Below are 14,662 nucleotides of genomic sequence, written 5' to 3'. Positions count from 1 at the left end.
ACATACCATTTGCTAAAAACAAAAACAGACAACAAAAACATACCATTTGCTAAAAACAAAAACAGACAACAAAAACATACCATTTGCTAAAAACAAAAGAAAAATATGTAGTTAATTTTTTCTTAAAAAATCAATAGCTTTCCTAAATTCTTTTACAAATGTTCTAACTTGTTCTTCAGGAATAGAAAAACTAACTCTAAAATAGTTATCTCCAAAGCGATTACTTGTATAAGTTCCTTGACGAACAAAAATCTTCCTTTCAAGTAGATATTCAACCATTTCTGTAGGATTAATACCGGTTCCTTTAAGATCAATAGCTAACATATTACCCTCAGAGGGATAAACAGGAATAAAAGCTCCAGGAATTTCATCAACGACTTCTTTAATTATTTTTTGATTATTTCTAGTTGTTGTAATAACTTCTTTTATCCAATCATCTTTTGATTTAAGAGCAGCGATTGCACCAGCTTGTGCAATTAAATTAGTCCCTAAATCATTAATTAGTATAGTTCTTACAGAGCTGATTATATTTGAAGCTCCAATAATTGATCCAATTCTGAGACCAGCCATTCCACAAATCTTTGAAAAACTATAAATAGTTATAGCATGATCTGGAGCATAATCAGCAGCTAAAAAATGTTTCCTTGCAAAATCTTTGTATGTGATATCATGTAATAGATAAATATCATTTTCTTCAGCTATTTCTGCAAATTCTTTCATTTCTTCTTCAGTGTATGATGAACCTAAAGGATTTAAAGGATCAATTAGTACTACTATTTTTGTATTTTCATCCATATTAGCCCTTACAAGTTCAGGGGTTAACTTATAGCCATTTTCACTACTGTATATAGGTACAGATCTTACTTCATTTGCAAATCTACTTGCAAAATTATCTATGATCAAGTAACCAGGATCACAAGTTATGACATTGTTATGTGGTTCTAATATATCATTCATACAAAGATACAAAGATTCTGTTCCACCAGCAGTTATTAAAATATCAGAATCTTCAAGATTTAAATCTTTTAAGATCAATTTTTTAAGCTCTGGAAAACCTTCTGGAGGAGGATATTTAGCATACTCTCTGCTTTCAACACAACTAAGCATTGCATCTCGTATTTGATTTTCTTTATGAAGATGATTAGTGTTTTGACCCATCCATATAATTTCTTTGTCATTAAAAACGAATTCAAAAAATTCATTAGCTGTATCAAAGCCTTTTGGAGCTATCTTTGCAGCTTTCGCGTATTTTTTCGTTGGAATCATCATATCACATCATTCTATTGGAAAGTCATATTACACATTCTAAATAATAAAAATAGCTAATTGTATAATATATGTTAATATTATAAATAATATATTTTATTTATAGTTATATTACTAACTTATCTATAGTTATATCAAAAGATATTTATAAAACTAGTGGTTATTGAAATTAATATAAAACTAGTGATTAATTAAAATTAATATAAAACTAACAATTAATCAAAATTAATATAAAACTAACAATTAATCAAAATTAATATAAAACTAACAATTAATCAAAATTAATATAAAACTAATGATTAATTAAAATTACATTATTTTATTATCCATCTACTAAGCGATTACTACTCAATTCCATTATTAGTAATAGCAAATTCTATGTTTTTTCCCTCTTGTATGGACTTATGTCTTCTTAAAGTAGCTATACGTTTACCATCTCTTTCAGACCTTGAGAGTTCTACAATAATCTTACTCCAATATCTTAAAATTGTTCCCCCAACAGGAGTAATTGTGCCAATTCTTTCTTCATCAAAAGAAGAATAAATCTGATTAGTTATAAAAATTGCAATGTCATGATTACGAGCAAGGCGGGATAATGTTCCCATTTGGATTCCCAAATTTTTATTTAACAATTTTGATTTTTTTTCTTCTTGAAGCCTATAAAGAGCTACAGCAGAATCTAACAATATTAAATCAATATCTTCAACATTAGCATTGAGCCATGATTCAATAGTTTTTAAATCATTCCCTTGTTCTTGAAATGAATTTGGCTCGAAAACAACTATATTTTCTGCTATCCTATCAAAATCATCTCCAGCTATTTGTCTGATTCTATCAATGGATATTCCTCCTTCAGTGTCAATATACACTACTTTTTTATCACTTTGAGCTACTTGAATAGCTAAAGTCAAAGATATATTCGTTTTTCCAGAACCAGGAGGCCCATAGAATTGTGTGATAGTCCTTTTTTCAATTCCCCCTCCTAAAAGATCATCTAAAGCTGAATGAGTTTTTATTTTAGGAGAATTTTTTAAATTTGTTAATACTTTCATGATTTCCTCAAATTAAGATTGTTAAAACGATTTTAAAAAACAATCAAATAGTTTGTCAAAATTTAATTTACTGAATAACTTAATATTAAACTTAAGTTAATAAGTAATTTACTTATAAAATGAATTCAAGATTAATATACTTATAAACCTAGTTCAAGATTAATATACTTATAAACCTAGTTCAAGATTAATATACTTATAAACCTAGTTCAAGATTAATATACTTAAAAATCTAGTTTAAGATTAATATACTTATTTATAATTATCTAAACAAAATTATAATAATTAACAGTTAATTGTCAAAATTTACTTGTAATAATTATATCAATAATAGAATTTAAAATTATAGTAAATAAATTTAGAAAAATTATATATTTAAATAATAATGTTTTAACATTGTATTTTTGAATAAATTTTATAGAAAATCATGAATCTATAAAAAAGAATAAAAAATTATGGGCTTGAATAACTTACTATTTGCTAAACATGTGAAAGATGTCCAGATCCTTGTCTTAAAATCTTAATTTCTTTAGTTGTTAGGTCAACCACAGTAGAAGGGGAATTAGAACCTAAAGGGCCAACATCAATGACCAAATCGACATCTACATTTAATTGGTTAGCTATTTCTTTTGGAGTCCTTAATGCTTCTTTACCTGATAGATTAGCGCTTGTAGCAGTTATGGGAAAAATATGGGACAGTTTTCTAGCTATTTCACTTTTAGGAACCCGAATACCTATTTTTCCATTATTAGTCATAAAATAATAAGGTATGGAAGAATTTTTAGATAATATAAAAGTGAATGGACCTGGAAGATTATTCATTATCAAATTTTTATATTCTGAAGGTATGTTTGCTATTAAAGAAATTACTTCAATTGAAGAAACACAAACAGACATGGGTTTATTCTTATCACGACCCTTAATATTATATATGTTCCTTATAGCTTTTTTGTTATATATATTAGCCCCTAATCCATAAAGGGTGTCAGTAGGATAGATTATAATCCCTCCATCACTTAATATATTAATAGCCTCATTTAATAAGGTAGGGTCAGGATCATCAGGATTCATTTTTATTATTCTCATTTAAATCACAAAAATCGATATAAAGATTGGAATTAACTATTATAAATAGATCTGGCTAGTATGCAAATTATTTAGATACCAGATTATATAAATTATTAAATCCTTACAAACTATTATTATATGAATCATTATCCTATATATAAATAACTTAGATTAAATAAAAGGCTGTGTCAAATAAAAATCATGATAAATCGATAGCTATTATTAAATAAGGCCTATTGTATTTAACTATATCCAAATACAATAAGAAATTCAATGAAAACTTCAATATATAAATAATAAAGATATATTAGATTCAAACATATCCAAATACAATAAGAAATTCAAGAATGACTTAATATTAATATGTTGGATAATGCTCAATTATTTATATTTGAAAAAAAATTAGCTAAATTTATAAAGTCTAAGAAACTATAGTTAAATTATGCTTGAAAGATTTAGACCCTTTTTAAAAAGAATTCTTGAACCTTTAGCTAAGAGGATCAATATAAATCCCAATATTATGACAATTATATCCCCATTTATGGCAGCTATTTCAGCAATATTTTTTGGGACAGGAGATTTGTTTCTTGGAGGAGTGTTTATACTGATAGCTGGAGTTTTTGATGTTTTTGATGGAGCTATAGCTAGATACCATAATAAAACATCCAAATTTGGGGCTTTTCTTGATTCAACTATGGACAGATTCTCTGATGCAATAATAATAATTGGAATCATTTTTGGAGGATATATATCTTGGATAATAGGTGTTTTAGCTATTCATTCTGCAATAACAGTTAGCTATGTTAGAGCAAGTGCCGAATCAAAAGGAATCAGCTGCAATGTAGGAATAGCTGAAAGAGCTACAAGACTTCTTCTTTTAGCAGCTGGATCATTCATCGCATTTTTCTTAAACAATAGTATCTATATGAATTGGACTGTTATATTGCTTGTTATACTTTCATACATAACTGTAGTTCAAAGAATCTATCATGTTTGGAAAGCTACAAGCTATGAAAGAATAAATCTTAACAAATAAACTCAGTAAAACTAGAGTGAGACTGTATTATGGAATGTGAGGAAAGGATTCTTATCGACATTGAAAAGCTTGATGAAAGCTTTAAAGAAATCAAATCAATAAAATTTACAGCTGAAGAAGAAGAAATAATAGAAAGAGCTAAAAGTTATAAAGAAGATTGTAAATATTACCTTAAAAAAGGAGACGAAATATCTTCTTTTGGATGTATTACCTATGCTCATGGACTAATAGATGCTATAAAACTCAATCATTCCATTAATTAGATCAAACCCAAATATTTTATTTTTTCAATTAATTTTAATCATAATTAACTTATTCATTTCTGATTAAACAAAGAGTAATCAATAAAATAGCTTATTTTTAAAAATTAGACAAAGTGAAAATTAGTATTATTAATACATTAAAACTTAAAAAAAATAAAAATAAGAAGAAAAATAATTATTTCTCCTAAAAAAAATAAAATAAAATGATGAATATCAAAATTTAATTACTAATTTTAATTATGATCTACCAACAATAGGTTTAATGTATTCTTTTTATATTTTTGTTTAAGTCAAAATCCTCATCAAATGATGCTGTTTCTTTTATTCCTAGTTCTTCCATTAATGCCATATAAAAACAGTTGAAAAATGCTATTCTTTTAGGATAATATAGTTTTAACTACTTCATACCCTTAATATAATAATCAATTTTATCTTACATTTATATTACTGTTAATATGCTTTTATAATATTTATATTTATGCCCTTATTATGCTCCCTAAGAGCCACTAAATAATTAGTTTTAACTGGCTAATTTAAAATATGGATAAAGAAACAATTAATCTTCTTTCATTTGTGAAATCTTCAAAACATAGGGTTAAAATCTTAATTTTTATAGGAGAACAAACAAAAATACCTTAAGAAATAGCTAAAGAAATTAATCTAAGCAATACTCATACAAGCAAATACTTGAAATCATTGCAAGAAAAAAGTCTAGTAAAATGTCTAAATGAGGAAGCTAAAAGAGGATTGATTTTACAAAAGAAGAAAAGGAAGCAATATCAAGAGCTAAAGATTGTCATGAAGGTTGTAATCATTATCTTGAAAAAAAAGATGAATATTACCTCATTTGAATGTATTATCTATACCCATGGATTAATTGATACTTTAAGAATCATTTATAATATTATTTAGCTAAGTATATTAGATTCATCTATGATATTCTTCAGGCCTCTAAGATAAATTAAAAATAGATTAAATTAATTAAAATAAGCTAAATTGGTCATAGATAAAATGGATTTATTAACTAATGAATTATAATTAATGGATTTGTGAAACTATCCAGTGAATCTTAAGAAAAAACTTTAAATAATACATCATACTTATATATGCATGAAAGTAATCCCCTAAGGGATTACTCGAGTTTTTTCTTTTTCATCTGATTGTAAGTTTTTATAAGCTTCCTTTCAGATGATAAAGCTTTAGCTATTACTTTTTTAAGAAATATAATCCCAATTAAAGTAATACTCAGCTTTAAATTCATGAAGTTTCACCTCCATTAATTTTTATCAAAGCTACTTTTTATAAAAAATTTCACTTTGACATTAAATCATTAAACTTTATAATATAAATAATAATATAATATAAATAAGTATTAAATTATTAATATAATTTTATAAATAAATAATATATAACTCATGAAAAACAAATAAAATTAAAAAATAAAATATAAAATATAAAATCACTAAAAGCTAATAGGAGCTAATAAAAACTAATATGGGCTAATAAAAACTAATAGGGGCTAATAAAAGATGATAAAAGCTAATAAAATTTAATAAGATTTTTAAAACGAATTTAAAAATATATAAAAAATAAAATAGCTATTAAAAATAAAGATAAAAAATAAGATAAAAAAGTAAAAACAAAAAATTATGAAAATTATGGAAATTAATCCATCTTTTCAAATCTTGATTCTAATTTTTCTAAAACTCCAGGTAAAGAAGTATATTCCATTTCTTCACTTGGTAATCTGTGTGGTTCGAAAGGACCATGTCTTCTCATATAATCAGCAATATCTGCTGCTTGTTGTCTTGTTCTATCAAATGCAGGATCATCGAACAAATCAACTGGCCCAATTAATTTACTATCTGCTACTTGGAAACCTAAACCAATTACTCTTGGAGGTCCATCGAATCTAATAGGATTAGCTTCTTCTTGACTAGTTGGCATTAAAGGACCATTGTGAGAACCTCTCATCCATCCACTTACTAAATGAGGGAATGCAAATGGTTCAACAACTTCCCCTGCTGAAGGGAATCCAGACTGTGCCCTTACAATAGCTGCAGGGTCATCTTTACCAATGTAAGAACCTGCCATTAAATTTAATCTTTCTGTACTTAAAGAAGCAGCTATTTCACCATTCTTTTTAAAGATTCTTTTAATAACATATCTTCCAGTAGAACCTAAAAGAGCGAGTAAATCATAAGATTCTTCAGGACAATTCATAATAACTTTTCTATGCTCCATTACATCGAAAACTTCAAATTTAAATCCATCATGTAAACTTGGGTCTATAACTAACCCTGCAGTGTTAAATGGATCTGCAAAGATCCTATACAATGGTAAATTAAATGCTCCAGGCTCAGTCTTATCACAACAATAAACAATGATAGGATCGCTTGGTCTTTCTTTAAATTCCATTTCAGCTACTCCAGGACCCATACCTTTGATATTTCCAGAGAAGGTATCAGACAATAAATCTTGACCTGCACCATACAATTTCAGCCCTCTAGCTACTTCAGTAGCTTTCATAAAAGCATTGAATGCTGTTTCATGGACTTCCTCATTTTCTTCACCATTTCTGTGAGTCATGATCATATCTATATCGTCACCACAGCGAGTTATATAATAATCTTCTAATAATCCTTCTTCTAGTGCTTTTGCTAGTACTTCATCACATGTGTCTATTAAATTAGGATGAGCTACTAAATGACCTGCAACACTTCCAACATCAGCTTTAATAACACTTATAGTAGTTTTTGTCATAATTCTTCCTCAAATAATAATAAATCCATATATACAATAATAGATATATCAGATTAATTATTTTTATTTTGTTTAATAATTTTTTTGACTATGAAAATGATTATAAAACATTTCATAATATTTAATCAAAAAATAGTTTACATATTTAATATATTTATACTATATAAGTTATTTAATATAAGTTTTACTAAGTTTAAGGTTACCCCTCATTAATATCTTAAATTATTATACATATAAATTTTAGTATAACAAGATAATAATTTTCATGATTAGTTAATATTTTTATTTTATTTAATATTTTTAAATTGAAATTAAAAAACTAATATTCTCTCCTTAAAAAATCATGGAATTTAACATCTTTTAAAAATGTAATACTGAATTAAATAAATTTAAACACGCTTGAAAATAAAATATATTAAGGTTAAACAATTAAAAGAAGTGTATGGATCGGAAAAGTAGCAAAACTTGAAATATGTTAAAAAATAATAACAAAACTTAAAATATGTTAAAAAATAATAACAAAACTTGAAATATGTTAAAAAATAATAACAAAACTTAAAATATGTTAAAAAATAATAACAAAACTTGAAATATGTTAAAAAGTGATTAAAAATAATTAAAAAGAAAAAATTAAGAATAAAGTTTATCTAAAGCTTTTAAAATCTCTTCAGATTGATTAATAGCTTCAACAGCATCGTGAACTCTTTCTAAATTAGCTTTAGTTTCGGGATACTTAGGTACTGCTGAACATCCCCCATCATTAAGTTCCGAAATTGGGAATGTACCGATTTTTTTAGCTATTTTCTCAATTTCCACCTTATCTAAACCTATGAGTGGGCTTAGAATAGGAAATTCAGCATTATCACGAGTAGCTAAGATATTTGGGAGAGTTTGAGAAGCTACTTGTCCAACACTACTACCATCTATTATTCCCAAAGCTTTTTCTCTTTTAGCTACTTCACTAGCTAATTTATACATGCCAGATTTACATAAAACACATGTTAATTTTTCTGGAGCTTTGTCTTTACACTTTTGTAGGTAATCTCCATATTTAACAATTTTTGTCCTTATTGGACTTCCTGAAGCATATTCATTAAGTTTATTTATTAATTCTTTAAAGTTTTCAGTTACTTGAGGCCCTGCAAAAGGATCATTGTCAAAGTGAATAGCTGTTATTTCACATCCACGTTTCATCATCAAATAAGCAGCAACCGGAGAGTCAATTCCACTAGATATAAGCGCAACAAGTCTTCCTTGTGTTCCAAGAGGTAATCCACCAGGACCTTGTATTTTTTCATGGAATATGTAAGTTTCACCCTCCCTTACTTCAAGAAAAATCTTAATTTTAGGATTAGTTAAATCAACAGGAGCTCCTATTTTTTTAACAACAACACTTCCAGCAAAAGCTGCAAATTCCTGTGAAGAAAGATCATGTGTTCCAACCCTTCTGCATCTAACTGCAAACGGTGTATCAGAATCGATTAAACCTTGTTTTTCTAGTTCCTCTATATACTTAGTTAAATGTTTTTCAATTTCATCTAAGTCGGTTGTTAGAGAAATAGCTGGTGAATAGGAAACTATTCCAAAAATTTTATCTAATTTTTCTACGGCATCATCAAAATTTTCAGGAAAAATGAAAAATCTTGCTTGATTAACATCAATGTCACATTTGATTGAAGATTTGATATTAGAAACTAGTTTTCTCTCAAATCTACCTCTAACACGAGGACTCTTTAATCCTACTTCACCATATCTACCTATTATTAAGTCATATTTCATTAAATCCCTCATGAATAAATTATTAATGTTGATAACAATTATTATTATTATTATTATTATTACTCTATTATACTACTATCACTATTATGCTACTATCACTATTATGCTACTATCACTATTATTATTACTATTATTGTTGTATCCCTATTCTAAAATAATTTCTTTAAAATTACATCAATTTTCATATCATTAATTGTGATTATAAAATTAACTAATAGTTATAAAAATTATATACTATAAATAGAAAAAAATTCAAAATATAGTATTATTAAACTATTAGAAATTAATTATAATAAAAATAAAATAATAATATTCTATGAAATTGCATAAAAATTATAAAAAATAATTTAATAATATTATGCAAAATTCTAATTAAAATTCTATTACAAATAAGAATAAGAATTTTTAAAAGAAAAATAAAGAATCTTTTAAAATTCAGATTTTAATTCAAAATCTTATTCAAATTACAACAAATCTAAATTCAAATCTCTATTTCAATTTTGTGTTCTAGTTTAAATTAAATTCTCATTAAAGTGTGAATTCTCCATCCTTGATTAATTGTTTTAGTTTAAGAGAAATCTTTTTACCTCTTTGAATATCAGACTGTCGGCAAGTTATTGGAATATTATGAGTTTCCTCATCGATTTCAATATCAACAGAACCAATATTCATTGTGTAAGTGCTATTTTTAGATAAATAAACACATAATCCACATCCAAAACAATCATCTAAATTCAAAGTTCCATCATCATTAATTGCATTTGTTGGGCAACTAGTTTTAACTATTTCATTTTCAGATGCATTGAATTTATCTTTATTAAAAGTTGGTCTCTCATCATAACCGTCCCAAACTTTATCATAGCTAGTTTCAGTTAATGGCAAATGTCTTCCATGAATATCAGCTACTACAAGAGGAATATCAGTATTTAATATTAAAACATCTTCAAATGCTTTTTCATCGAGTATTGGTATAGGAATAGCTACGGAATCGTAGATTTCAGGACCTGCTCCTGTTTTAAACCCTCCAATATATTCTGGTGACATTTCAAGTAAGTCTGCAGTTAGCATTAAATTTGGTTTAGCATCAGAACTTCTTGTACCTGAACCTAAAACTCTTCCTTGTGCTCCATTGAAAAGAATTTTAGTTCCTTCTCCGATTAAATTACTTTTAACAGTATTTTGTAAAGGATTTAAATCACCACAACCAGAAAAGGTGAATTGGTCTAAACCACCTTTCATTGGGATTCCATTGAAGATAGAACTAGCAGTATCATTAGCAGGGTTTACAAATGCTGTGTAATTTCTAAAAGTCATTCTTACACCAATCACTTGAGCTCTTGTAATATCGTCTTTTGTAATTGTTGTTTCATATTTTTGACCTTCTATTGATTCTACTTCAACATCAATTTTTTCTCCCTTTAAGAAATCTTTAAATAAGAATCCGCCACCATATTCATGATCTTTGGTACTATGTTCAGTCCCATAAGAAATCACATCAACAGAGCCTAATAATTCATTAGGACAAGGTCCTGGGAATGCTGGAACTCCATTAAGAAAGACATTCTTAGCTTTTCTAAACACTCCAGGGGCAGTAATCCCTATATGAAATATAGCTGCAGTTCCTGACATTATACCACATGTTCCTGTAGTTACTACATCAACATCCTCAAATTTAGGAGTTTTACCTTCTTTAATAAGCTCTTTTAATTCATGAGCAGTTAATACATTAGCTTCGCCTTTAGCTATTTTCTCATTAATCTCATCCAAAGTTCTTGTAGTCAAGAAAATCACCTTTTAATAAATCATCTTTTTAATAACATTATAATAAAATTGAATTTTGTGTAAACATTAAATTTACATCATATTTATGAAATTTAATTAATTATAAAAATTTATTTACTTTCTAACTTAATTAATTATAAAAATTTATTTACTTTCTAACTTAATTAATTATAAAAATTTATTTACATTCTAATTTAATTTAGAATATATTCTATGAAATTTACATTTGCTAGAAATATTAATTTTTAACTCATCAGTAAACTTTATTTTTATTCCTCATGTTATATAAATATTAACAATTGTTATGTATTAATTATATTTAAAATTATCTATTATAATTATAAATAATATATGTTTTTTAAATTATTTAACTATATTAAGTTAAATTTGAAAAATAAAAGAGAAATGAAAAAAAATGATAAAATGGGAGTGTCTCATAATTAAGTTTTGTATGAACAAATTTGTAAAAATCAGCGCGATTTTCTTTTTTTTGTTTAATTTATCTGAATAATTTATTCAAAGCTTGTAGATTTGTTTAGTGAAAAAGTAATTATGAAACACTCTCATAATTATTATAATTAATCGATAAACAATAAAAAAAACTTTAATTAGTTAATAAATTACAAATATGAATAAAAAAAATAAATAAATAGAGGAGAAAATAAATAAGTCCTCCTAAAAAATGTTTAATCTTCTTTTCTTCTAATGCTTATTCCAAACACACTTATCAACACTAATATGATAGCTATTATCGGTATTCCTGTATTTTTCATAGTAGCTGTAGCTACTGGATTGTTATTTGTTTTATTAGTATTATTACTATCATTGTTGTTGTTTTGGGTTTCAAATTCAACTGAAACTGGATTAACATTATAGTTTACATCATCAGATGAAACTGTAATCACATGACGGCCGACACTAAGTTTATTAGTTGATATATGGATTCTTCCAACACCAAAAACATCAGTAACGATATCTCCGATGTATTTGCCATCCAAATCAACACTAACTTTATAGTCAGGTATTGAGTCACCGTCTTCATCAGACACTGTGACAATAACATCAACAGAACCATCAGAATTTTTAACTACATCAATATCAACAATAACTTGACCTTTTACAACATTAAAAGTTGTAGTATTGGTATAGCTAAAGTATTTATCGTTTCCAGCATAATCTACCATAGCATTAATGCTTCCTGTATGATTTGGTTTGTAAGTAAGACTCCATCGACCATTAGAATCAGTAGTCAAAGAATAAACTTTACCATCAACAGTAACAGCAATCGGAGCATTAGCTATTACATCACCATTCTCATCAACAAGCACTCCATCGATTGTTATGGTTTTACCAACCTTAACATTACCTGGAACATTCATAGTTGAATTAACAGCTAATTTAGTAACATTGAAGCTAGTAGTATTAGTAAAGCTTATGTAATTTTCGTTACCAGCAAAGCTGACAACAATCTCTAAATCAGTTCCAGTACGATTAGTAGTACAATTTAACTCCCAATAACCAAAAACATCAACAATTACATCAGTAAAGAGATTACCATCAACAGTAACATTAACAAAACCAATACCTGTAAAATTAGCTAAAACACCACTAACAGTAACATTCTCACCAATATGAGCAAGATTAGGACTAACAACAATAGTCGAATTAGTACTACTCTTATTTACTGTGAAAGTAGTAGAATTACTAAAAGCATCATAATTACCATCATCAGCAAAACTAACAACAATATCAAAAGTACCAGTACGATTGGTATTGTAATTTAACTCCCAATAACCAAAACCATCAACAGACACATTAAATAGCGTACCATCAACAGTAACATTAACACTACTTATCCCAGTATGATTGGCTAAAACACCACTAACAGTAACATTCTCACCAATATGAGCAAGATTAGGACTAACAACAATAGTTGAATTAGTAGAACCTTTTATCGTATAAAAAGTTATATTCACATATTGATCATCTGAAGAAGCATCTACAGTCTGAATTCCTCCAGATAAAATAGTAAACACATAAGTAAAATTACCATTACGGCTGGAATTATAAGCTGCACCATTAAAAGTACCATTAATAACAAAATCAGGTAAATTCGCAACACCAGCATTATTCAAAGTAGTATTCAATACTAACAGAGAAAAACTAACATTATTACCAATTTGAACATTATCCAAAGTACTAGAGTTAGTAATATTCAAAATATAATGATTACTGGTATTAACGCCAGAAATAGTATCACTTATATTGTTTTTCCCCCACCAATTCAAATTAGCATTAGACCTTCTTCCACTATCATTGATTACAATATCAAAACCATTAGCATCAATATTATTAAATATATAATTATAATTAACAATTGCACTACTGCCATAACAGTAGATAGCACCACCAATACTATTTGCAGTATTATTAATGAAAGTAGAACCACTAACATCTAGATAATCACCAGAACAATAGATAGCACCAGCATTACTATTTGCAGTATTGCTAATGAAAGTAGAATCCCTAACACTAAAATTAGCACCAGAAGAATATATAGCACCAGAAGAATATACAGTTGCAGTGTTGTTAATGAAAGTAGAACCACTAACACTAAAATAAGAATTCGAATAAGAGTAAATAGCCCCACCACTACCAGGTGCTTTGTTGTTAGTGAAGTTAGAACCAATAACACTAAAATAATTAGCACCCCTACGAGCAAGGTAAATAGCACCACCTTGGCTAGTTGCAGAGTTGTTAATGAAAGTAGAACCACTAACAATCCCATTAGTACAATAATTAACGGAGATAACACCACCCATATTTGCTTTGTTGTTAGTGAAAGTAGAACCATTAATATTTATATTATTACCCGTGCTGGAGATAGCACCACCATTAGTAGGTGAGGTGTTGTTAGTGAAAGTAGAATCACTAACATTCATATTAGCACCATTATTGTTGATAGCACCACCATCACTATTTGCAGTATTGTTAATGAAAGTAGAACCACTAACACGCATATTAGCACCAGGATTGTAGATAGCCCCACCATAAACTGTTGCGTTGTTGTTTGTGAATGTGCAGTTGATGAAAGTCATTGTTGTTGCAGCATAGGCATTAGATATTGCTCCACCATTACCCGCAATATATCCATTGGTGAATGTTATATTTATGAAAGTCACATTCAAGTTATTGCCGATGTTGAATATTCGTCTTTGTCCTTCTGCATCAATTACTACATCAGTAGCAGGTCCGTTTCCTTGTATTGTCACATTTTTGTTGATAGTTATTCCTGTATTGGTAGTTCCTGTGTAGTTTCCTGGAGCAAGCAAAATTGTATCTCCAGGATTAGTAGTTCCTGATGTTATTGTTCCATTTATACCACCAGGTGTTGTATTATTAATAGGTACAGTAGTTGCAAAACTAGAGTTTAAGCTGATAGCTAATAATAAAATAGTAGCTATTAGTATACTCGTTTTCACTATTGCTTTTTTATAGTTTTTTATTTTTTTCACCTCCATTTCATTCAATTATTGATAAAAATCAGTTAAAAAAATAGAGAATAATCACTACCTATTAACCGATAATAATTATATTCTATGCCATATATAAACTTTATTGGAAAATAATATATATATATATATATATATATA

Annotated in this window: 11 protein-coding genes; 3 read left to right on the top strand and 8 right to left on the bottom strand. The window is 27.3% G+C overall.

The window, feature by feature from the left end:
- Positions 1–111: 111 nt before the first annotated feature.
- From MBCUT_RS07275 to MBCUT_RS07265, 3 genes are all read right to left on the bottom strand, one after another.
- Complete coding sequence (locus tag MBCUT_RS07275; protein WP_067260028.1) at positions 112–1,266, bottom strand: pyridoxal phosphate-dependent aminotransferase; 1,155 nt, start codon at positions 1,264–1,266, stop codon at positions 112–114.
- Positions 1,267–1,610: 344 nt separating this feature from the next.
- Positions 1,611–2,318: a DNA repair and recombination protein RadB gene (gene radB / locus MBCUT_RS07270; RefSeq protein WP_067260027.1), complete on the bottom strand. Its 708-nt coding sequence runs from the start codon at positions 2,316–2,318 to the stop codon at positions 1,611–1,613.
- Positions 2,319–2,798: 480 nt separating this feature from the next.
- Entirely contained in the window at positions 2,799–3,404 is a 606-nt protein-coding gene (locus MBCUT_RS07265; protein WP_067260026.1) for an L-threonylcarbamoyladenylate synthase, read from the bottom strand.
- A 424-nt stretch (positions 3,405–3,828) separates the two neighbouring features.
- Here MBCUT_RS07265 and pgsA point away from each other — a divergent pair, with 424 nt between their 5' ends.
- The 3 genes from pgsA (at position 3,829) to MBCUT_RS11360 (ending at position 5,597) form a co-directional block, all read left to right on the top strand.
- A complete protein-coding gene (gene pgsA, locus MBCUT_RS07260) occupies positions 3,829–4,422 on the top strand; it encodes an archaetidylinositol phosphate synthase (protein WP_067260025.1) in 594 nt (197 codons plus the stop codon).
- Positions 4,423–4,451: 29 nt separating this feature from the next.
- Positions 4,452–4,685 carry a DUF357 domain-containing protein gene (locus MBCUT_RS07255; protein WP_067260024.1) on the top strand — a complete coding sequence of 78 codons (234 nt, stop codon included), beginning with the start codon at positions 4,452–4,454 and terminating at the stop codon, positions 4,683–4,685.
- A 696-nt stretch (positions 4,686–5,381) separates the two neighbouring features.
- On the top strand, positions 5,382–5,597 hold the full coding sequence (locus tag MBCUT_RS11360; RefSeq protein WP_169805422.1) for a hypothetical protein: 216 nt from the start codon (positions 5,382–5,384) through the stop codon (positions 5,595–5,597).
- A 220-nt stretch (positions 5,598–5,817) separates the two neighbouring features.
- On the opposite strand, the gene MBCUT_RS11765 is transcribed toward MBCUT_RS11360, so the two are convergent.
- The 5 genes from MBCUT_RS11765 to MBCUT_RS07235 all read right to left on the bottom strand — a co-directional run bounded on the left by MBCUT_RS11765 (position 5,818) and on the right by MBCUT_RS07235 (position 14,524).
- Positions 5,818–5,946 carry a hypothetical protein gene (locus MBCUT_RS11765; RefSeq protein WP_281177976.1) on the bottom strand — a complete coding sequence of 43 codons (129 nt, stop codon included), beginning with the start codon at positions 5,944–5,946 and terminating at the stop codon, positions 5,818–5,820.
- 404 nt (positions 5,947–6,350) lie between these two features.
- The gene (gene fbp, locus MBCUT_RS07250; RefSeq protein WP_067260023.1) at positions 6,351–7,448 is read right to left on the bottom strand and encodes a fructose-1,6-bisphosphate aldolase/phosphatase; all 1,098 of its coding nucleotides are present in this window, start codon (positions 7,446–7,448) and stop codon (positions 6,351–6,353) included.
- Positions 7,449–8,078: 630 nt separating this feature from the next.
- Positions 8,079–9,227, bottom strand: a complete 1,149-nt coding sequence (gene thiI, locus MBCUT_RS07245) for a tRNA uracil 4-sulfurtransferase ThiI (RefSeq protein WP_067260022.1) — start codon at positions 9,225–9,227, stop codon at positions 8,079–8,081.
- A gap of 528 nt (positions 9,228–9,755) precedes the next feature.
- Entirely contained in the window at positions 9,756–11,009 is a 1,254-nt protein-coding gene (locus MBCUT_RS07240) for a methanogenesis marker 16 metalloprotein (RefSeq protein ID WP_067260021.1), read from the bottom strand.
- 686 nt (positions 11,010–11,695) lie between these two features.
- Positions 11,696–14,524, bottom strand: a complete 2,829-nt coding sequence (locus MBCUT_RS07235) for a beta strand repeat-containing protein (RefSeq protein WP_169805421.1) — start codon at positions 14,522–14,524, stop codon at positions 11,696–11,698.
- Between the last annotated feature and the right edge of the window lie 138 nt (positions 14,525–14,662).

The organism is Methanobrevibacter cuticularis (assembly GCF_001639285.1).
Lineage (GTDB): Archaea > Methanobacteriota > Methanobacteria > Methanobacteriales > Methanobacteriaceae > Methanobaculum > Methanobaculum cuticulare.
Note: the sequence above shows the minus strand (reverse complement) of the source record. Positions and strands in the feature narration are given on the sequence as shown.

Coding starts and splice junctions, on each gene's coding strand:
- MBCUT_RS07275 (WP_067260028.1), bottom strand. CDS start 1,266: ATGATTCCAACGAAAAAATACGCGAAAGCTGCAAAGATAGCTCCAAAA.
- radB (WP_067260027.1), bottom strand. CDS start 2,318: ATGAAAGTATTAACAAATTTAAAAAATTCTCCTAAAATAAAAACTCAT.
- MBCUT_RS07265 (WP_067260026.1), bottom strand. CDS start 3,404: ATGAGAATAATAAAAATGAATCCTGATGATCCTGACCCTACCTTATTA.
- pgsA (WP_067260025.1), top strand. CDS start 3,829: ATGCTTGAAAGATTTAGACCCTTTTTAAAAAGAATTCTTGAACCTTTA.
- MBCUT_RS07255 (WP_067260024.1), top strand. CDS start 4,452: ATGGAATGTGAGGAAAGGATTCTTATCGACATTGAAAAGCTTGATGAA.
- MBCUT_RS11765 (WP_281177976.1), bottom strand. CDS start 5,946: ATGAATTTAAAGCTGAGTATTACTTTAATTGGGATTATATTTCTTAAA.
- fbp (WP_067260023.1), bottom strand. CDS start 7,448: ATGACAAAAACTACTATAAGTGTTATTAAAGCTGATGTTGGAAGTGTT.
- thiI (WP_067260022.1), bottom strand. CDS start 9,227: ATGAAATATGACTTAATAATAGGTAGATATGGTGAAGTAGGATTAAAG.